Here is a 19,036-nt window from a genome sequence, read left to right on the forward strand (position 1 = left end):
TGCTTGCCGCGAAGACGGTTGGCGATGAAGGTCGCGAGGCGGCCGACCACGGCGTTCTCGGCGTCGATCACGATCCACTTCTTCTCGACCTCGGCGGGCTTCAGCGAAGCCGTGGTCTTCATCATGGGAAACTCATCCGGACTTTGGCGGGACAAGGGGCCCCGACGTGAGCGGGCGCATATGCCGACTAAGCCGGAGCCTGTCAACTGCCGGAGGTCTGAATATCCTCATGGCGTTGAAAAGGCGACGTTTTCTTGATACGGTAATATATTACCGCTTTTCGTCCTTGTCCTTTTCCTCGTCCGCCAGATAGGCCGCGGCCAGGGTCTTCATCTCCTGGGCCTTGGGCATCAGCGTCGGGTAGAACTGGACGAAGGTGGTGTCCACCGCCCCGTGCTGTTCGTGGCAGACGTTGCACTGCGAGGTCTGCGGAAGGGCTGCGGCCGGCGCGTCGCCGTTCATCGGGAAGAAGGCCCAGCCGCTCTTGAAGCGGGCGGTGTCCTTCACATGCGCCTCGAGGCCCATGGTGTCGCCCTGGAAGAGGCCCTTCTTGTTGATCGAGCCTCGCCCCTGCCCCATCCGGCCCTCCAGCACGAAGATGGTCTTGTCCGGCCAGGTCCCGGTCTTCTGGTAGACCTCATAGGCCTCGCGGTTGACGAAGACATTGTCGAACATGTGGTGGTCGGCCATGCCCGGAGCCTCGGTGTAGGCCATGTCCATGCCGCTCGAGAGGTAGATCCAGGTGCGGTAGTCCTTCGGCGGCACGAGTTTGCCGTCCGGCGTATAGGCGACTGTCGGCGCTGCGGGCGCCGCCTGGGACGCAGCCGTCGCGGTCAGGCCGCCGACCAGGGCCACGGCCAGCGCGGCCGCGACGATCCGAACTCGAGATTGCATTCCAGCCCCCAGGCTTGCTCAAACATCGCCCAACTTGTGCGCCACGTCGCCCCATGGCGGCAATGACGAGCTTCCCGCGATTTCGGACGCGCCGAACTTCGCCCCTAGATCCTGCGCACCCGCCAGGCGAAGGCTACGGCCAGGCAAAGCGTCAGCGCCGCGGTCAGCTGGTGGGCGACGCCGAGGCCGATCGGCACACGGGCCATCAGGGTCGCGATTCCCAGGGCCGCCTGGACGAGCACCAGGCCGGCCACGCCCAGGGCCAGGCTTCGGGAAGTCGCCGCCAGATAGGATGACCGCCAGGCGCTCGCGCCCATCAGCACCGCGACGATCGTCAGCAGATAGGCGACCAGGCGGTGATGCAACTGCACCGCGCCTCGGCTGTGGGCCAGCGTCGCCCAGAGGCCTGGGCCGGCGTAATCGTTGGGTAGCAGGTGGCCGGCGAACAGCGGCCAGTCGTTGTAGACCAGCCCCGCCTGGTTCCCCGCCACCAGGGCTCCCAGCAGGATCTGCAGATAGATCAGGCCCACGACCCACAACGCCCGGCCGCCCCAGGGGCTGGGCAAGGTCTGGCGCGCCTGGCCCGCCCAGGCGTCCAGCGCCGTCCAGACCAGCGCGCCCAACAGGGCGAAGGCGATGCCCAGGTGCAGCATCAGCCGTTCCGGGGCGACGTAGACCCGGGTCTCCAGCCCGCTCGCCACCATCCACCAGCCGACGATGGGTTCCAGGGCCAGCAGCAGGGTCACCGCGCCCATCTGCGCCCAGAGCCGCCGAGGGATCTCGCGGCGCACGGCGAACCAGATCAGCGGCAGAAGGAACACCGTACCCATCACCCGCGCCAGCAGCCGATGCGACCACTCCCAGAAGTAGATGAAGCGGAACTGAGCGAGCGTCATGTCCGGGTTGACGAACCGGAACTGCGGGATCGCCCGATAACGGGCGAACTCGGCCTGCCAGGCGGCGTCGCCGAGCGGCGGAAGGACGCCGGAGATCGGCTTCCATTGGGTGATCGACAGGCCTGAGCCGGTCAGGCGGGTCGCGCCGCCCACCACCACCATGGCGACCACCAGGGCCGCTGTGATCAGCAGCCAGATCGCCACGGCGCGGGAGCGGTCGGAACGCAGGAATGAGGTCATCGCCCGCGGCCTAACCCGGAAACCGGGTCCAGTCCACGCTTCCGCCTGAGGGCTGGCGCGGCTAAGCAGGCGCGATGTCACCCCGCCTGCGCAAATTGATCGGCCTCTTCGCGATCCTGGGCTTCCTGCTGCTCTACATGGGCGGCATGGCCAAGTTGGCGGGCTATGTCCCGGCCCACGGCCCGTGGCAGTTCTGCTTCTTCGCCCTGGCCGGGATCTGCTGGGGGATTCCGGTCCTGCCGCTCATCTCCTGGATGAACCGACCCGGCTAGACCTTTTCGGGATTGCGGCGACGATCATCGCCCGCCTATAAGGCGCGCTCGCCGCGAGGCGTCGGAGCGTAGCGCAGCCTGGTAGCGCACTTGACTGGGGGTCAAGGGGTCGCAGGTTCAAATCCTGTCGCTCCGACCATTCGGCGATCAATCCCCAAACCCTATGATCGTCATGGCCGGCCTCGTGCCGGCCATCCATAGACTCCGGGCGGGCCGGATGAAGCCGTGCCGCCGGGCCTCTTCGTTAGAGACCTGTGCGTATGGATGGCCGGCACGAGGCCGGCCATGACGAGCTTTTTGAATCAGGGGTTGAGCAGATCGTCGAGCCGCTGCTTGGCGGTCTCAAGTTCGCGCAGGGCGTCGTAGAGGCTGTCCTTGCCAGCGGCTGGCGGCGCCGCGCCGCGCGGTTCGTCATTGGGCGGCGGGCCCTCGCCGCCGGCGCTGACCAGGCGGCGCAGGCCTTCCTCGCGGTGCAGGCGCTGGACGCCCTTGATGGTGTAGCCCTCGTCGTGGAGGAGATGGCGCACGCCGCGCAGGACCGCGATGTCCGACGGGCGATAGAACCGCCGACCGCCGGCGCGCTTCATAGGGCGGATAAAGGCGAACTTGGTTTCCCAGAAGCGCAGCACATGCTGCGGCACACTGAGCTCGTCCGCCGCTTCGGAGATGGTCCGAAAGGCTTCCGGCCCCTTGGCCACGGTCTAGAGCGTCCTCACCGCGCGAGGGCGCGGTCGACCCGCGCCTTCATGACTTGCGAGGCGCGGAAGCCGATCACCCGGCGCGGCTCGATGGCGGCGGGTTCACCGGTCTTCGGATTGCGTCCCATACGGGCGCGCTTGGCCCGCACCTGGAAGACGCCGAAGCCGGAAAGCTTGACCTGTTGGCCCTTCTCCAGGGCGACCGCCATCAGTTCGAGGACGCGCTCGACCAGCTCGCCGCAGTCCTGGCGGGTCAGGCCGACCTCCTCATGGACCGCCTCGCAGAGGTCCGCCCGCGTTACCGTCGCACCCTTCATGCTCGCCAAATCCCCCAAAGCATCAGCGTCACCGTGCCTTGATTGTCCCAATCCGTCAAAGACTTCAAGCGCCTGTTTGCGGGGTTTGCTGAGGATTACAGTCGAAGAACACAGGCGCCCCAGGTCAGGCCGCCGCCCATTGCCTCCAGAAGCAGCAGCTGGCCGGGCTTGATCCGCCCGTCGCGGACGCCCTGGTGGAGGGCCAGGGGAATCGAGGCGGCGGAGGTGTTGGCGTGCTGGTCCAAGGTGGTGATCACCTTGTCCTCGTCGATGCCGACCCGCTTGGCGACGCCTTGCAGGATGCGCAGGTTGGCCTGGTGCGGCACGAACCAGTCGACGCTGGCCACCTCGACCCCGGCGTCGGCGGCGGCGGCGGTGATCGCCTCGGAGATGTTCACGACCGCGTGCCGGAACACCTGGTTGCCCTGCATGCGCAGCTTGCCCACCTGGCCGTTGGTGGACGGGCCGCCGTCGACATAGAGCAGCTCCTGCTTGGTCCCGTCGGCGCGCAGAGCGAAGCCCAGCAAGCCGCGGTCGGCGGTGGTCCCCTCGCCCGCCTGCGGCTCCAGCACGACGGCGCCGGCTCCGTCGCCGAACAGCACGCAGGTGCCGCGGTCGGTCCAGTCCATCAGCCGGGTCATGGTCTCGGCCCCGATCACCAGGGCGACCTTCGAGCGGTTGCGGGCCACAAAGCCGTCGGCGACCGACAGCGCGTAGACAAAGCCGGAGCAGACCGCCTGCACGTCGAAGGCCACGCCGACCGGACAGCCCAGCTTGCGCTGCACGATAGTGGCCACGGCGGGGAAGGTCAGGTCGGCGGTGGTGGTCGCCACGATGATCAGGTCGACCTCGTCCGGCGTGCGACCGGCGGCGGCCAGGGCCTTCTTGGCGGCTTCCACCGCCAGGTCGGACACCGGCTGATCGTCGCGGGCCTGGTGGCGCTGGCGGATGCCGGTGCGCTCGACGATCCACTCGTCGGAGGTGTCGACGAATTTGGCCAGGTCGTCGTTGGTCACAATCCGCTCGGGCAGGTAACCGCCGACACCGGTCACCACGCTACGCAGCACGCTCGTCACTCGGTGGCTCCTTGGGCGGTGGCGGCCGCATCGGCGGTCGCCTGCGCGGGCTCGGCCAGCGCATCGGGGAGCCGTCTCATATTCCGTTCGATCTCGGCGGAAAAGTCGCTACGGGCCAGATCAACCGCAAGCTGTATGGCCATGGCGAAGTCGCGTGCGCTCGCCCCGCCATGCGCCTTCAGCACGATGCCGTTCAGCCCCAGCAACGGCGCAGCCGGCGTCGGGCTCATCCGCTCGCGGAACCGCTGCAGCGCCGGCCGGGCCAGGATAGCGCCCACCGTTGAGAAGAAGCCCGAGGTCAGCGAACTGCGCAGCTCCGCGGTGATGAACCGCGCCGCGCCCTCCATGGCCTTCAACGCTACATTGCCAGTGAAGCCGTCAGTAACCACCACGTCCACCGCGCCGCGGGTGATGTCGTCGCCCTCGACGAAGCCGCGGTAATCCAGGTCGAGCTTGCCCTCGCGCAGGATCCGGTTGGCTTCGCGCACCTCCTCGTGGCCCTTCATCTCCTCGGCGCCGACGTTCAGTAGGCCAACGGTGGGCTTGGGCGCCCCGTGGGCCGCGCGGTGATAAGCCTCGCCCATGATGGCGAACTCGACCAGCCGCTCGGCGTCGCAGTCGATATTGGCGCCCACGTCGAGAAAGGTGGTCACGCCGCGCGGGGTGGGGATGCTGGTGACCAGGGCCGGGCGCTCCAGCTCACCGCTCATCCGCAGGATCAGCTTGGAGATCGCCATCAGGGCCCCGGTGTTGCCGGACGAGAGCGCCGCCACCGCCTGGCCCTCGCGGATCGCCTCGACGGCGTTCCACATGGACGTGCCCTTGCCGCGGCGCAGCGCCTGGGCGGGCTTCTCGTCCATGGCGATCACCCGCTCGGCGGGGACGATATCGACGCGGCGCGCCACGTTGGGATACCGCGCCAGGCCGTGGCCGATGGCGGCCGTATCACCGTGCAGCAGAAAGCGGACGTCCTGGGGCAGCGAGGCGGTTGCGCGAATGACGGCCGGCACGACGACGCTCGGGCCGTGGTCTCCGCCCATGGCGTCGATGGAAATCACCAGGGGCTGGGTCAAGACGGCGCTTTGGTCCTTCGACGGGTCCCGCCGGATTCGCCCGGACGATAGCGTCCAGGCTCGGCAATGCAAACAAGGCCTTAAGCGCCTAGCGCTCGTCGCCCTTCAACTTCTTGAGCACGGCGAAGGGCGATTCCGGCTCCGGAGCCGGCTGAAATTCGAATTCCTCGCCCGGCTGGCGCGCGAATGGGTCGATTTCCAGCGCCAAGTGCTCGATGACATAGGCGGCCAGATCGATGGTGTCGCCCTCCAGGATGTCCGGCGGATCGGGCGCCTCGGGATCGTAGTCGATCTCGCCGCCTTCCGGCGCCTGGGCGTTGGGGCTGCCGCCCGGCACGGCGCGGACCTCGATCTCGCCGGACAACGGGTGCCGGAAGTCCTCCAGCGACACCGCGCTGGTCTGTTCGACCACGGCGTCGAAGCGGCCGGTGATCTCGACGCCGTCCATCCAGGGCTTCAGGGTCAGGTTGGCGCTCAGCGACGGCAGGCTGACCAGACCGAGCGTCCTGGCGATCCCCGCACGCGCCGCCTCGTCGGGCTCCAGGCGCATGACCATCGGCCCGCGGGCGATCTCATGCAGCCGCATCACTTGGGTCCAGGCCGGAGTCATAAGGGCTGCCACGTCACCTGACCCGCCAGCAGAGGCTCCAGGTCCTGCGCCGCCAAGGCCGCGCGCTGCCCCAGGACATAGGCCGCCAGCCGAGGGGTCTGGGCGGCGTCTGCGTCGGCATAGACCGTGCGGGCCAGCAGGGCATCGAGTTGGGTCTGGTCGGGCAAGGCCGCGAAGGCCACCTCATAGGACTTGCCGCGGCCATAGAAGGCCTCGCCCAGCTTGCGCATCTTGCGGCCGACCGACAGGTCGCCGACACCCATCTCCCGCAGAGCGCTGTCGAGGCCCTTCACATAGGTGTCGAACAGAACCTGGCTGACGTCGGCCGCCAGGTCGCCCTGCCCGCGCAGGCGGTCGAGCAGCAGGACCACATGCAGACTGTAGAGCTCGAATCGGCCCTCCACCGTGTCCGGCGCGGCGAGGTCGGCGTAGAGCCCAGGCGCCCTCGCCTGCTCGACCGCACGCGCATAGAGCGCGCGGCCGGCCGCCACCGCGGGGCGGGGTCGCAACAACCGGTCCAACAACATCACGCCTCGATTTCGCCCGATGACTTACATAAAGCCGCATTGAACTAAGGGGCGAGCGACGATAGGTCAAAGCCCCAGGCCAACGCCCTTCAGCGCAGATCGGCGCAGAGAACAGGTTCCAGAGCTTCAGATGATGTCCCGAACCGCCTTCGCCGCGCTCGCCGCCGGCTTGTTGATCCCCGCCGCCGCGGCCAGCCTGTCAGCCTGCGCGCCGGTGACCAGCTACTCCGGCTTCCAGGCCATCGAGTCCGATCCCAAGGACGTGAAGATCGGCACCGACACCAAGTCGACCGTGCGCGGCCGATTGGGCTCGCCCTCGGCGACCGGCGCCTTCGACACCAACACCTGGTTCTACATGAACCAGCTGAAGTCCCGGGTGGCTTTCAAGCGGCCGGAAGTGGTGGCGCGCAATGTGACCGCGATCACCTTCAACAAGGACTCCGAGCTGGTCGAGAGCGTCAACAGCTATACCCTGAAGGATGGCAAGGTGGTTGCCTTCAACGGCCGCGAAACCCCAACCCGCGGCCGCGAGCTGACCATCCTCGAACAGATCCTCGGCAACGTCGGCCGCGGCGGGCTCCTGCCCAACAGCGATGACAACACCCCCGGCAACCGTCCGGGCGATCGGCGGAATTAGTCCTCCGCTCATCCCCGCGAAGGCGGGGACCCAAACTGAGATAGCGACCGCTCACGCCGCCACGCCAAATATCCCACGCGCCCCATGGATCCCCGCCTTCGCGGGGACGAGCGGGCCTTAATTGCAAAACGCCCCGGAGATCGCTCTCCGGGGCGTCTTCGTTTTCAGCCTTGGGCTGTGATCAGTGGATCACGCCATGGGCCAGGACCGCCAGCAGCAGCAGGGCCACGATGTTGGTGATCTTGATCATCGGGTTCACGGCGGGACCCGAGGTGTCCTTGTAGGGGTCGCCGACGGTGTCGCCGGTCACGGCCGCCTTGTGGGCTTCCGAACCCTTGCCGCCGTAGTGACCTTCTTCGATCAGCTTCTTGGCGTTGTCCCAGGCTCCGCCGCCCGAGGTCATCGAGATGGCCACGAACAGGCCGGTCACGATCACGCCCATCAGCATGGCGCCGAGCGAGGCGAAGGCGTCGACCTTGCCGGCGATCGCCTTGATGACGAAGAACAGCACGATCGGCGAGAGCACCGGCAGCAGCGAGGGAACGATCATTTCCTTGATCGCCGCTTGCGTCAGGATGGCCACGGCGCGGCCGTACTCCGGCTTCACCTCGCCCGTCATGATCCCGGGGTTCTCGCGGAACTGACGGCGGACTTCCGCCACCACCGCTTCCGCCGCCCGACCCACCGCGGTCATCGACATGCCGCCGAACAGGAACGGCAGCAGGCCGCCAAACAGCAGGCCCACCACGACGTAGGGGTTGGATAGGTCGAAGGCGACCGTGCCCAAGTTGTCGAAGAAACTGCCCGGCGTCGCATTGGCCGAGAAGAACTTCAGGTCCTCGGTATAGGCCGCGAACAGCACCAGGGCGCCGAGGCCGGCCGAACCGATGGCGTAGCCCTTGGTCACCGCCTTGGTGGTGTTGCCGACCGCGTCGAGGGCGTCGGTGGTGACCCGCACTTCCGGAGGCAAGCCGGCCATTTCGGCGATGCCGCCGGCGTTATCGGTCACCGGACCGAAGGCGTCCAACGCCACGATGAAGCCGGCCAGCGACAGCATAGAGGTGGTGGCGATGGCGATGCCGAACAGGCCCGCCAGGTTGTAGGTGACGATGATGCCGACGATGATCACCAGCGCCGGCATGGCGGTGGACTCCAGCGACATGGCCAGGCCCTGGATCACATTGGTGCCATGGCCGGAGACGCTGGCCTTGGCCACCGACTTCACCGGGCGGAAGCCGGTGCCGGTGTAGTACTCGGTGATCACCACGATGAACGCGGTCACCACCAGGCCGGCGATGCCGCAGCCGAACAGGCTGTTGGCGTCGAAGGTCTTGGTTCCGACGGTCAGCGGGGCGACGACGAGGCTGTGCATCACCCACCAGAGCGCGCCGACCGACAGCACGCCGGTGACGATCAGGCCCTGGTAGAGCGCGCCCATGATGTTGTTGGACTTGCCCAGGCGCACGGCGAAGGTGCCGATGATCGAGGTGACGATGCAGACGCCGCAGATGGCCAGCGGCACCAGCATCATGTTGTTCACAGCATCCGTGCCGCGGAAGAAGATCGCCGCCAGCACCATGGTGGCGACGGTGGTCACCGCATAGGTCTCGAACAGGTCGGCGGCCATGCCGGCGCAGTCGCCGACGTTGTCACCCACGTTGTCGGCGATGGTCGCGGCGTTGCGGGGGTCATCCTCGGGGATGCCGGCCTCGACCTTGCCCACCATGTCGCCGCCGACGTCGGCGCCCTTGGTGAAGATGCCGCCGCCCAGACGGGCGAAGATGGAGATCAGGGATGCGCCGAAGCCAAGCGCCACCAGGCTGTCGACCACATCGCGGCTGGTGTTCTCATGGCCGAGCGGGCCGGTCAGCACGGTGTAATAGCCGGCGACGCCGATCAGGGCGAAGCCCGCCACCAGCATGCCGGTGATCGCGCCCGAGCGGAACGCCAGCGAGAGGCCCTTGGCCAGACCTTCCGACGCCGCCTGGGCGGTGCGGACGTTGGCCCTGACCGAGACCAGCATGCCCACGAAACCGGCGGCGCCCGAGAGCACCGCGCCGATCAGGAAGCCGATGGCTTCCAGCGGACCGAGCAGGAAGAACAGGACGATCAAGATGACAACGCCCACCATGGCGATTGTCGTGTACTGCTTGTTCAGATAGGCCTGCGCACCCTCCTGGATGGCGGCGGCGATCTCCTGCATCTTCGCGTTGCCGGGCGAGGCCCGCATCAGTGAGGCGGTCTGCACGGCGCCGTACAGCACCGCCAGCAGGCCAGCTGCTATCACCAGCATCAAAATCGAACTCATGTTGTGCGCACCCCTTTACGATCGCGCGGAGGGGGATCGATAACCGCGTCGGTGACGCGGCCCCGGCTCGCTCCCAGCCCCTGTTTCCCCAAGATAAGAGGCGCGCTCCCTTGGCGGCCCCCTGATAAGAGGCGGGAAAGTGCCAAAGTTGGCCTCCCGGCGCAACAGCGCCGAGGGAACACGGTTCAGGGATGGTCTGAAGCCGCCGGCCGGGGCGGCATCACCCGCTTCTGCGGGGTCTGGGAGGTGATGCTCACCGAGGCGACGACGCCAGGGCCGGTGATGGCGGCGGCGTCGCGGGTCATGGCCGCGATCAGCATCGCTTCGTCGATCTTCGACCAGTCGTTGGCCAGGACGAAGGGCGTGCGGTGTCCGTCGCGGACCAGGGCGTCGCGGAACGCCGGCTCCTTTTCGCGGGCCTTGATGATGTCAGCCCCGCTCTTCAGGTTCACGCGGACGTAGACGAACACATAGTTGACCAGCCGCTGATCGACGACGATCGGCATGGCGACCGGCTGCAGGTCGACATACTGGCCGACCTCCTTGGTCTTGTCGGGCTTTTCGCCCGCGTGGGCGGCTCCGGCGAGGGCCAGAAGGGACAAGGCGAGCAGGAGCAGGCGCTTGGACATGGCCCGCAGACTACCGCGGCGTCCGTTTCCGCAAGGTTGAAGCGCCGCATGACCTCAGGGCAGCCAGGGTGTAGCCTCAAAAGAAAACGCCAGGGAGGCGTTGCGCCATGGACCTGAGCCGCCGCCAGGCCGCCGCCGGCCTGATCGCCCTGCCCGCCGCCGCGCCGCTGTCCAGAGCGTTCGCCCAGACCGTCGCGCCCGCAAACCCGTCGCCCAACTTGGCCGAGCCGCCGACCGAGATCGGCGCAGGCCACGACGCCTATGAGCACATGCTCGCGCCGGTGACCGTCAACGGCCAGGGCCCGTTCCAATTCCTGATGGACACCGGGGCGAACACCTCCTGCGTCTCGCGCGACCTGGCGGACCGGCTGATGCTCGCCGCGACCGACCCTGCGCGCATTCACACCGTCGTGGGCGTGCACGAGCGCCCCCAGGTGATCATCGACCGCCTGCAGGTGGGCGAGCGCAGCCGCAAGGCCGTGCGCGCGGCGACACTACCCCTGAACAAGGGGCTCGATGGCGTGCTGGGCGTCGATTGGCTGGACGGCCAGCGCCTGGTCCTGGCCTTCAAGGACCGCAACATCTCCATCGCCCGATCCGTGCGCGACATCGCCGCCGACGGCTCCGTGATCGTTCCGGCGCGACGCCGCATGGGCCAATTGACCATCGTCGACGCCGACCTGGGCGGGCGGCCGATCAGCGCCATGATCGACTCCGGCTCTCAGATGAGCATGGCCAACACGCCGCTGCGCGCCCTGGTCGCCGCCCAAAACCGCCGCAGCGGCGCCAGCGACACCTATCACCAGATCGGCATGGAGACGCTGGCGGGCGAGCCCTTCTTCGGCGAGATGCTCTATCTGCCGTTCCTGCGGCTCGGCGGGCTCCAGCTGGGCAATGTGCCCGTCGTCCACGCCAACGTGCATGTATTCGACCTGTGGGGCCTCAAGGACAAGCCGGCCATCGTGCTGGGTATGGATCTCTTGAGCCAATTCGAACGGGTGTCGCTGGACTTCGGCCGCTCCCAGGTCCGCTTCGATCTGGCGGCCGGGCAATTCACGCCGTCGAGCCCGCTGGTCCGCCCAGCCTAGGTCGGGCGTCGTCCCTGGGGCTTCGGGCCGCGAGGCTTGCCGGCAAACGGCTTGCCGCCGTTGGGTTTGCCGCCCTTCGGAGGCGGCCCGCCGCGCAGCGGGCCCGACCCGGGCCCCGGTCGCGGGCCGCGCGGACGATCGGCCGCCGGCGGGGCCGCGGCAGGCTCGATGCGGATATCGCCCTCGGCCGCGCCCTTCACCGCCTGACGGAAGCGCGCCTCCGTCTCGGCGACGATCTCGAACTTGGTCTCGCGGTCAAAGATGCGGATCTGGCCGATGTCCTTCTTGGTGACGTGGCCCAGGCGGCAGATCAGCGGGATCAGCCATTTGGGATCGGCGTTGTTCTGCCGGCCGATCGGCATCCGGAACCACTCGGCGCCGACCGTATCGGCCCGGTGCGAGGGCCGCGGCCCGGCGGGACTTTCCTGCATCGGATCGTAGGCCGTTCCGCCGCGCGGCCGAGCTGACGGGATGGTCTGGCCGGTCTCGCGGGCGTCATCGAACATGTCCTCCGGCTCCGGCAGGCGCTGGCGCTGGTAGCGGATCAGGGCGACGGCGACCGCCTCGGGCGAGAGGTCCGCCAGCAGTCGGCCGGCCAGCGTCAGCTCTTCTTCGGACCCCGGGGTCTTGAGGATCGGATCGTCCAGCAGGCGCTGCTGGTCCTTGGCGCGGATCTCGTCGGCCAGCGGCGGGCCGGACCAGCCGGCGTCGATGCTGGCCGAGTCCAACAGCCGTTCGGTAAAGCGCCGCTTGTTGTAGGGCACCACCAGGACCGAGACTCCCTTCTTGCCGGCCCGGCCCGTGCGGCCGCTCCGGTGCAGGAGGCCCGCCTTGTTCACCGGCAGCTCGGCGTGGATCACTAGGCCCAGGTCCGGCAAGTCCAGGCCGCGGGCGGCGACGTCGGTGGCGACGCAAGCGCGCGCATGACCGTCGCGCAGGGCCTGCAAGGCGTCCGAACGCTCCTTCTGGGTCATCTCGCCGGAGAGGGCGACGGCGGAGAAGCCGCGTTCCCGCAGCGCGCTGTGCAGATGGCGCACCTTTTCGCGGGTGTTGCAGAACACCAGGGCGCCCGGGCTCTCGAAATAGCGCAGCAGGTTGACCACCGCGTGCTCGACCTCGTTGGGCGCCACGCGGACCGCGCGGTACTCGATGTCACCGTGCGCCTCGTCGCGCCGCAGGGTGTCGATGCGCACCGCGTCGCGCTGATAACGCCGCGCCAGAGTGGCGATCTCCTTAGCGATGGTCGCCGAGAACAACAGGGTCCGGCGCTCGACCGGCGTGGAGTCGAGGATCTCTTCCAGGTCCTCGCGGAAGCCGAGGTCGAGCATCTCGTCAGCTTCGTCGAGCACCACGACCTTCAGCGCCGACAGATCCAGCGCGCCGCGCTCGATATGGTCCCGCAGGCGGCCGGGCGTGCCGACGACGATATGGGTTCCGGCCTGCAGGGCGCGGCGCTCGGCCCGCGGGTCCATGCCGCCAACGCAGGTGGTCACTCGCGCGCCGGCCTCGGCGTAGAGCCATTCCAGCTCGCGGCTGACCTGCAGGGCCAGCTCGCGGGTCGGGGCGATCACCAGGGCCAGAGGCGCCTCGGCGCGGCCGAACCGCAGCTCCTCGCCCAGCAAGCCGCGCGCCAGGGCCAAACCGAAGGCGACGGTCTTACCGGAGCCCGTCTGGGCGGAGACCAACAGGTCGCGACTGTCCGGCTCGGACAGGACAGCGGCCTGAACCGGCGTCGGCTCCTGATAGCCCTGCTTCTCGAGGGCGCGTTCGAGCGCGGGGTGGGTGGTCGGAAACGGCATACAAGGTCCTTGGACCGTCGGCGAAACGCGGCGGACGCGCCAAAAGCCGCAACGCGCCTGCGAAAGCAAGTGCTGCGTCAGATTGCGGGCTGCCGGGCGTCCCTCAAGGCGGCGTCCTCGGCCCGGATACGGAGCCACAGCATAGCGGCGTTCAGGAGCGAGAACACCAGCGCATAGGCGTTGAGGCCGAAGACCAGCGGCAGGACCGCGATCTCGCCCGCCACCACCAGGTAGTTGGGATGCGGCAGGAACCGATAGGGACCCTTACGCACCAGGCGCTCGCCCGGAACCACGATAATCCGCGTCGTCCAGCGCCGTCCGATCGACGCCAACGCCCAGATCCGCAGGATCTCAAGCGCCAGATAGGCGGCGAGCCAGGGCAAGTTCGCGGGCCGATCCCAGGCCAGCACCCACAACCCGATCAGCCAGGCTGCGTGCAGGCTGACCATCAGCGGATAGTGCTCGGCTCCCCGCTCGACCCCGCCCTCGGCCAACAGCCGCGCGGTGTTGCGGCGGGCGACAACCAGTTCGCCCAGCCGTTGCAGCGTGACCAGAGCCAGGATGACGAGCGACAGGATCATGCCGCCTCCAGGGTCACCGTGCTGGCGGTGAAGCCCGGCCCCATAGCGGTAAGCAGCGAGCGCTTCGGCAGACCGGCTCGGCGCGCGCGGTCGAGGATGAATAGGACGGTGGGCGAGGACATGTTGCCGTGGTCGGCCAACACCTCGCGCTCATGGTCCAGGGCGCCCTGCCCCAGGCCGAGCGCACCCTCCAGAGCCTCGATCACCTTCATGCCGCCCGGATGGCAGATGAAGCGGTCGATATCCTCAAGCCCCAGACCCTGGCGGGCCAGCATGGCCTCGACGACCGGCCGGATTTCCCGGCGCACGAAGGGCGGCAGCGCTTGGTCGAGCACCACGGCCAGGCCGCCCTCGCCCACCCGCCAGCCCATCACGCCCAGTGTATCGGGCCAGGTGTGCTCGGCGCAGCCAGTGACCGTGGCGAAGCCCTCCGCGCCGGCCTCGCTGGACACGACGCAGGCCGCCGCGCCGTCGCCGAAGATCGCCGTGGAGATGATGTCGGTCTTGGAGAGCTCCTCCAGCCGGAAGGCCAATGAGCAGAGCTCGACGCAAACCAATAGCACCTTGGCGCCCGGCTGCGCCTTGGCCAGCCGATAGGCCAAGGCCAGACCCGTCGCGCCGCCGGCGCAGCCGACGCCAAACAGCGGAACCCGCGCGGCGTCGGACCGGAAGCCCATGCGGGTCATGGCCTTGGCCTCAAGGCTGGGTGTTGAGACACCAGTGGTCGAGACCGTGACGATGGCGTCTACGTCCGCACCGGTCAGGCCCGCTTCCGCCAGCGCCGTCGCAGCGGCCCGGCAGAAGAGATCCAGGGCGACCTCATCATAGACCGCCGCCCGGTCGGCCCAGCCGTGCGGCTGCAGGTACCAATCCACAGGCCGCGCGATCTGGCGATGGCGCACGCCGGCATGGTCGTAGACCGGCCCCATCTTCACAAATTCGGGGAAGCGGGAGATGAAGATCCGGTGGGCGACCTCGAAGACATCATCCTGAGCGAGGTCGTGCGGCGGCGTGGCGGTCGCGAGCGAAAGCAGCTTCACGGAGGCGGTCATCATCGGTCCCTGGCGGCGCAGTCCCCGGACCGCAATACCTCGCCACGGCGGAGGTTCCTTTTACAGGTGTCTCCAACCGCGTTCGGTGACCGCGACCGGACGGCCGTCTACGCGCGCCTCGACGCCGGACCCGAAGACCATCTCGCCGATGGGCGTGAAGCCCTCCGGCGGTGAATCCGGAAAGGCGGCGACCACCTCGTAATCGTCGCCGCCGGTGGCCAGGCGGACCAAGGCCGCAGCGCGGTCGGGCTGTCCGTCGAGCCAGGCCGCGGCGGCCGGCGACAGCGGCATCTCGTCGAGGTCGAGGCTCAGCCCCAGCCCGCTGGCCTCGGCGATATGTCCGGCGTCGGCGATCAGGCCGTCTGAGACGTCGGCGGCGGCGTGGGCCTGCGCGCGAAGCACCTCGCACAAGTCCAGCCGGGGCGTGGGCAGCCGCAGGCGGCCCGCGAGCCAGCCGTCCGGATCGGCGATCTCGCCCTTCACCGCGGCCAGCCCCAACACGCCATCTCCGATCGTGCCGCTGACTGCGAGGACGTCACCGACCTGGGCTCTGGCGCGGCGCACCATGCCGCCTTCCGGGACCCAACCGAGGGCCGTCAGGCTGACGGTGAACGGCCCGGGCGTGGAAACCGTGTCGCCGCCCAGGAGCGCGACATCGTAGGCCGCCAGGTCCTCGCCCAGGCCGCGCGCGAACGTCTCACGTTCGACCGGGCCGAAGTTCGGCGGCCAGGCCACCGCCAGGAAACAGCCGAACGGCTCGGCCGCCTTGGCCGCCAGGTCGGAGAGATTCACCCGCAGGAGCTTGCGCGCGATCAGGTCGGGCGCCTCGCCAACCGGGAAATGCACGCCCTCGACCATGGCGTCCTTGGTGATCACCAGATCGAAGCCGGGTCGCTGCGGCACCACCGCGGCGTCATCCTTGAGGTCAAAGGCTCCCGGCGCGCCGCCGGTCAGCGGGCGGAACAGCCGCGCGATCTCGGAGAATTCGTCGGTCTCGGGGTGCTTAGCGCCGGGCATCTTGGGCGACCGCGTCCAGCGCCCCGTTCACGAACCCCGGCTCCGGCCCCTCGAAGAACGACTTCGCCAGCTCGACATATTCGTCGATCACCACCTCGGTGGGCACGTCCGCGCGATGGATCAGCTCGAAGGCGCCGGCGCGCAGGATGGCGCGGGCCGTGGCGTCGAGCCGGTCCAGCCGCCAGCCGGTGGCCAGCTTCCTGGCGACCGCGGCGTCCACCGCCTTCTGGTGCTCGACGACGCCGCGCACCAGCTCGGCGAAGAAGGCTTCGTCGGCCGCGGCCAGGGGCATGTCGCCCCCCTCGGCGTCGCGGTCGAACCGGTGGTCGGCGAACTCGCGGATCACCGCCTCAGCGCCGACGCTGGAGACCTCCATCTGGTAAAGCGCCTGGACCGCGGCCAGCCGGGCGACCGACCGTGCCTGTTTCGGGGGAGCGGTCATCTAGAGACCGATCAGCAGCTGCTGGCGCAGCGAGACCATGGTCAGCGCCGCGCGCGCGGCGCCGCCGCCCTTGTCGCCCTCGCTGGCGCGGGCCCGCGCCCAGGCCTGGGTCTCATCCTCGACGGTCAGGATGCCGTTGCCGATGCAGAGCTGCTTGACCGAGAGATCCATCAACCCGCGGGCGGACTCGTTGGCGACAATCTCGAAGTGATAGGTCTCGCCGCGGATCACCGTGCCCAGAGCCACATAGCCGTCGTAGCGGCCGCCCTCTTCCGCCAGCGCGATCGCCGCCGGAATCTCCAGCGCGCCCGGCACCGTCACGACCTCATAGGCCGCGCCGAAGGCCTCGAGCGCATCGGTCGCGCCCTTCAGCAGCTCGTCAGCCAGGTCGGAATAGAAACGCGCCTCGACGATCAGGATGCGGACTTGGTCTTCACTCATCGGGGGTCCTTCGGCGTGTGCGGCGCAGCCTTAGGCCGTTTCGCGGAAGCGCGCGAGATAGCGCGCCAGCATGTCGATCTCCAGATTCACCCGCGAGCCCGGCTTCAGCTCGCCCAAGGTGGTCACATCCCAGGTGTGCGGGATGAGGTTCACGCCGAAGACGTCGTCCTCCACCTCGTTGACGGTGAGCGACACGCCCTCGACGGTGATCGAGCCCTTCGGCGCGATGAACCGGTGCAGCGGCCGGGGGCTGCGGATCCGCACCCGGTGCGAGCCGCCCTCGCTCCGCACCGACAAGACTTCGCCGACGCCGTCCACATGGCCGGAGACAATGTGGCCGCCGAGTTCGTCGCCGACCCGCGCGGCGCGCTCCAGGTTGATGCGGCGGCCTTCCTCCCAGGCGTCGAGCGTCGTCAGGCCCAGCGTCTCGCCGGACACCTCCACCGCGAACCAATCGTCGCCCTTTTCCACCACCGTCAGGCAGCAGCCGGCGTGGCTGATCGAGGCGCCGATATCGACGGTGGCGAGATCGAAGGCCGTCTCGATCTCGAAGCGGCGGTCGCGGTTGGTTTCCCGCACGCTCTTCACACGCCCGACGTCGGTGACGATCCCGGTGAACATTCAGACCCTCGCGTAGCGTTCCCAGAGGTCGAGGCCGACCTCCCGGACTTCGACACGCCGGAAATGGGGCGCCTCGGCCAAGCTCGCAACCGCCAGGGCGCCTAGGCCCGGCCGCCCCTCGCCGCCGATCAGGATCGGGGCGCGGAACCACTCCAGCGCATCCACCAGCCCGCAGCGGACGAAACTCGCCGCCACCTGGCCGCCGCCCTCGACGAACAGGCGCGACAGGCCTTCGCCGGCCAGGGCCTCGACGACGGTCTTCAGCTCGGGCCGGTCCTCGCCCAGACCACGGACGGTGAGGACCTTCACACCGGCCGCGACCAGCGCCGGATCGGGCTCGGTGGTGGCCACGACGTAGGTCGGGACCTCGCGAGCGGTCCTGACGAACTTACAGGTCGGCGAAAGCCGCTGGCGGCTATCCAGAACCACCCGCGCCGGCTGCGGCCCGTCATAGCCCGGCAGGCGGACGGTCAGCTCGGGATCGTCGGCCAGAACCGTCTCGATTCCGACCAGCACCGCGTCGTGTTCAGCGCGCAACCAGTGCACCGCCTCGCGGGAATCCTCGCCCGTAATCCAGCGGCTCTCGCCGGCGGCCGTGGCGATGCGGCCATCCAGCGAAGTCGCGAGCTTGAGGGTGACCGGCACGGCCGCTAGGCCTCGTCTTCGGCCGCCTCGGCCAAGCCTTCCTCGCCGAGGAACTTGGCGAAGTCCTGGGTCTCGCGGAAGTCGCGATAGACCGAGGCGTAGCGGACGTAGGCCACGTCATCGAGCGCCTTCAGCTGGGTCATGACCAGTTCGCCCACCGCCGACGACGGCAGCTCGGTTTCGCCCATGCTTTCCAGCTGGCGCACGATCGAGGAGATCATCCGCTCCACCCGATCCGGATCGATCGGCCGCTTGCGGATCGCGACGGCGATGGAGCGGGCGAGCTTGTCGCGCTCGAACGGCGTGCGCCGGCCTGATCGCTTCAGGATGGTCAGTTCCCGCAGTTGCACACGCTCGAAGGTCGTGAAGCGGCCGCCGCACTCCGGGCAGAGCCGACGACGGCGGATCGCCGCGCCATCCTCGGATGGACGACTGTCCTTCACCTGGCTTTCGAGGTGACCGCAGAACGGACAGCGCATGATCTGGCCCCCTTCGGCCGATTAACCCCTATCCGTTGTAGATAGGGAAGCGCTGCGTCAACTGAAGAACTTCGCCGCGGACCTTCTGCTCGACGGCCGAATTGTCGCCGCCGGCCTTCAGGCCGTCCAGGACTTCGCCGATCCAGGTCCCCACCTGGCGGAACTCCGCCGGGCCGAAACCGCGGGTCGTGCAGGCGGGCGAGCCCACTCGCAGGCCGGACGTCTGCATGGCCGGCAGCGGGTCGCCGGGGATCGCGTTCTTGTTGGTTGTAATCCCAGCGCGTTCGAGCGCGATCTCGGCGTCGGCGCCGCTGACGGCCTTGGGCGTCAGGTCGACCAGCATCAGGTGGCTGTCGGTGCCGTTGGAGACGATCTTGAAGCCGGCGGACTGCAGGCTGTCAGCCAGGGCGCGGGCGTTCTCGACGACGTTTGCGGCATAGACCTTGAACTCCGGCCGCAGGGCCTCGCCGAAGGCCACGGCCTTGGCGGCGATCACATGCATCAGCGGCCCGCCCTGCAGGCCGGGGAAGACGGCGGAATCGATCTTCTTCGCCCACTTCTTGGAGTTGGTCATGATCATGCCGCCGCGCGGGCCGCGCAGGGTCTTGTGCGTCGTCGTGGTGACGATGTGGGCGTGCGGGAATGGGTTCGGATAAACCCCGCCGGCCACCAGGCCCGCATAGTGGGCGATGTC

23 protein-coding genes, 1 tRNA gene and 1 pseudogene are annotated in these 19,036 nt (G+C 68.6%); 4 read left to right on the top strand and 21 right to left on the bottom strand.

Annotation, left to right across the window (positions count from 1 at the left end):
* From VHS75_RS04710 to VHS75_RS04720, 3 genes are all read right to left on the bottom strand, one after another.
* Positions 1-125 (bottom strand): uL13 family ribosomal protein (locus VHS75_RS04710; RefSeq protein WP_324364182.1); only part of this gene is annotated, 125 nt, incomplete at its 3' end.
* 145 nt (positions 126-270) lie between these two features.
* Positions 271-894 carry a cytochrome P460 family protein gene (locus VHS75_RS04715; RefSeq protein ID WP_329637455.1) on the bottom strand — a complete coding sequence of 208 codons (624 nt, stop codon included), beginning with the start codon at positions 892-894 and terminating at the stop codon, positions 271-273.
* 104 nt (positions 895-998) lie between these two features.
* Positions 999-2,030 carry a COX15/CtaA family protein gene (locus tag VHS75_RS04720; protein ID WP_329637456.1) on the bottom strand — a complete coding sequence of 344 codons (1,032 nt, stop codon included), beginning with the start codon at positions 2,028-2,030 and terminating at the stop codon, positions 999-1,001.
* Between the two features lie 74 nt (positions 2,031-2,104).
* On the opposite strand from VHS75_RS04720, the gene VHS75_RS04725 reads away from it, so the two are divergent.
* Both VHS75_RS04725 and VHS75_RS04730 read left to right on the top strand, forming a co-directional pair.
* A complete protein-coding gene (locus tag VHS75_RS04725; protein WP_329637457.1) occupies positions 2,105-2,302 on the top strand; it encodes a DUF2842 domain-containing protein in 198 nt (65 codons plus the stop codon).
* Between the two features lie 62 nt (positions 2,303-2,364).
* Positions 2,365-2,441, top strand: a tRNA-Pro gene (locus tag VHS75_RS04730).
* A 163-nt stretch (positions 2,442-2,604) separates the two neighbouring features.
* Here VHS75_RS04730 and VHS75_RS04735 read toward each other — a convergent pair.
* The 6 genes from VHS75_RS04735 to VHS75_RS04760 all read right to left on the bottom strand — a co-directional run bounded on the left by VHS75_RS04735 (position 2,605) and on the right by VHS75_RS04760 (position 6,585).
* Positions 2,605-3,000, bottom strand: coding sequence for a MerR family transcriptional regulator (locus VHS75_RS04735; RefSeq protein ID WP_329637458.1), 396 nt, complete (start codon positions 2,998-3,000; stop codon positions 2,605-2,607).
* A 14-nt stretch (positions 3,001-3,014) separates the two neighbouring features.
* Complete coding sequence (locus VHS75_RS04740) at positions 3,015-3,317, bottom strand: integration host factor subunit alpha (RefSeq protein WP_324947822.1); 303 nt, start codon at positions 3,315-3,317, stop codon at positions 3,015-3,017.
* A 95-nt stretch (positions 3,318-3,412) separates the two neighbouring features.
* On the bottom strand, positions 3,413-4,393 hold the full coding sequence (locus VHS75_RS04745) for a beta-ketoacyl-ACP synthase III (RefSeq protein ID WP_329637459.1): 981 nt from the start codon (positions 4,391-4,393) through the stop codon (positions 3,413-3,415).
* A complete protein-coding gene (gene plsX / locus VHS75_RS04750; RefSeq protein ID WP_329637460.1) occupies positions 4,390-5,466 on the bottom strand; it encodes a phosphate acyltransferase PlsX in 1,077 nt (358 codons plus the stop codon). The genes VHS75_RS04745 and plsX overlap by 4 nt, the downstream gene beginning before the upstream one ends.
* Positions 5,467-5,554: 88 nt before the next feature.
* Positions 5,555-6,052 carry a DUF177 domain-containing protein gene (locus tag VHS75_RS04755; RefSeq protein ID WP_329637461.1) on the bottom strand — a complete coding sequence of 166 codons (498 nt, stop codon included), beginning with the start codon at positions 6,050-6,052 and terminating at the stop codon, positions 5,555-5,557.
* Positions 6,053-6,072: 20 nt separating this feature from the next.
* Complete coding sequence (locus VHS75_RS04760; protein WP_329637462.1) at positions 6,073-6,585, bottom strand: ubiquinol-cytochrome C chaperone family protein; 513 nt, start codon at positions 6,583-6,585, stop codon at positions 6,073-6,075.
* 151 nt (positions 6,586-6,736) lie between these two features.
* Here VHS75_RS04760 and VHS75_RS04765 point away from each other — a divergent pair, with 151 nt between their 5' ends.
* Entirely contained in the window at positions 6,737-7,240 is a 504-nt protein-coding gene (locus VHS75_RS04765; protein ID WP_329637474.1) for an outer membrane protein assembly factor BamE, read from the top strand.
* 181 nt (positions 7,241-7,421) lie between these two features.
* On the opposite strand, the gene VHS75_RS04770 is transcribed toward VHS75_RS04765, so the two are convergent.
* The gene (locus VHS75_RS04770) at positions 7,422-9,548 is read right to left on the bottom strand and encodes a sodium-translocating pyrophosphatase (RefSeq protein WP_329637463.1); all 2,127 of its coding nucleotides are present in this window, start codon (positions 9,546-9,548) and stop codon (positions 7,422-7,424) included.
* A 185-nt stretch (positions 9,549-9,733) separates the two neighbouring features.
* A complete protein-coding gene (locus VHS75_RS04775; protein ID WP_329637464.1) occupies positions 9,734-10,177 on the bottom strand; it encodes a hypothetical protein in 444 nt (147 codons plus the stop codon).
* 107 nt (positions 10,178-10,284) lie between these two features.
* Here VHS75_RS04775 and VHS75_RS04780 point away from each other — a divergent pair, with 107 nt between their 5' ends.
* Positions 10,285-11,265, top strand: coding sequence for a retroviral-like aspartic protease family protein (locus VHS75_RS04780; RefSeq protein WP_329637465.1), 981 nt, complete (start codon positions 10,285-10,287; stop codon positions 11,263-11,265).
* Here VHS75_RS04780 and VHS75_RS04785 read toward each other — a convergent pair.
* The 10 genes and pseudogenes from VHS75_RS04785 to glyA form a co-directional block, all read right to left on the bottom strand.
* Positions 11,262-13,064 (bottom strand): DEAD/DEAH box helicase, encoded by a 1,803-nt coding sequence (locus VHS75_RS04785; protein ID WP_329637466.1) that lies wholly within the window; start codon positions 13,062-13,064, stop codon positions 11,262-11,264. The two genes, VHS75_RS04780 and VHS75_RS04785, sit on opposite strands and share 4 nt — an antisense overlap.
* Positions 13,065-13,141: 77 nt before the next feature.
* The gene (locus VHS75_RS04790) at positions 13,142-13,645 is read right to left on the bottom strand and encodes an isoprenylcysteine carboxyl methyltransferase family protein (protein WP_329637467.1); all 504 of its coding nucleotides are present in this window, start codon (positions 13,643-13,645) and stop codon (positions 13,142-13,144) included.
* Positions 13,642-14,697 carry a type III polyketide synthase gene (locus VHS75_RS04795; RefSeq protein ID WP_329637468.1) on the bottom strand — a complete coding sequence of 352 codons (1,056 nt, stop codon included), beginning with the start codon at positions 14,695-14,697 and terminating at the stop codon, positions 13,642-13,644. The genes VHS75_RS04790 and VHS75_RS04795 overlap by 4 nt, the downstream gene beginning before the upstream one ends.
* Positions 14,698-14,757: 60 nt before the next feature.
* Entirely contained in the window at positions 14,758-15,714 is a 957-nt protein-coding gene (gene thiL, locus VHS75_RS04800; protein WP_414694243.1) for a thiamine-phosphate kinase, read from the bottom strand.
* The gene (gene nusB, locus VHS75_RS04805; RefSeq protein ID WP_329637469.1) at positions 15,701-16,156 is read right to left on the bottom strand and encodes a transcription antitermination factor NusB; all 456 of its coding nucleotides are present in this window, start codon (positions 16,154-16,156) and stop codon (positions 15,701-15,703) included. Before nusB ends, thiL begins: the two co-directional genes overlap by 14 nt.
* Positions 16,157-16,597, bottom strand: a complete 441-nt coding sequence (locus VHS75_RS04810) for a 6,7-dimethyl-8-ribityllumazine synthase (protein WP_329637470.1) — start codon at positions 16,595-16,597, stop codon at positions 16,157-16,159.
* 30 nt (positions 16,598-16,627) lie between these two features.
* Entirely contained in the window at positions 16,628-17,218 is a 591-nt protein-coding gene (locus tag VHS75_RS04815; RefSeq protein WP_329637471.1) for a riboflavin synthase, read from the bottom strand.
* Positions 17,219-17,863, bottom strand: a complete 645-nt coding sequence (locus VHS75_RS04820; RefSeq protein ID WP_329637472.1) for a RibD family protein — start codon at positions 17,861-17,863, stop codon at positions 17,219-17,221.
* Between the two features lie 5 nt (positions 17,864-17,868).
* Positions 17,869-18,342 carry a transcriptional regulator NrdR gene (nrdR, locus tag VHS75_RS04825; RefSeq protein ID WP_329637473.1) on the bottom strand — a complete coding sequence of 158 codons (474 nt, stop codon included), beginning with the start codon at positions 18,340-18,342 and terminating at the stop codon, positions 17,869-17,871.
* A gap of 28 nt (positions 18,343-18,370) precedes the next feature.
* Positions 18,371-19,036 (bottom strand): annotated as a pseudogene (gene glyA / locus VHS75_RS04830) (serine hydroxymethyltransferase); the annotation flags it as partial.

Origin of the sequence: Phenylobacterium sp. (genome assembly GCF_036264965.1) — a bacterium.
GTDB lineage: Bacteria > Pseudomonadota > Alphaproteobacteria > Caulobacterales > Caulobacteraceae > Phenylobacterium.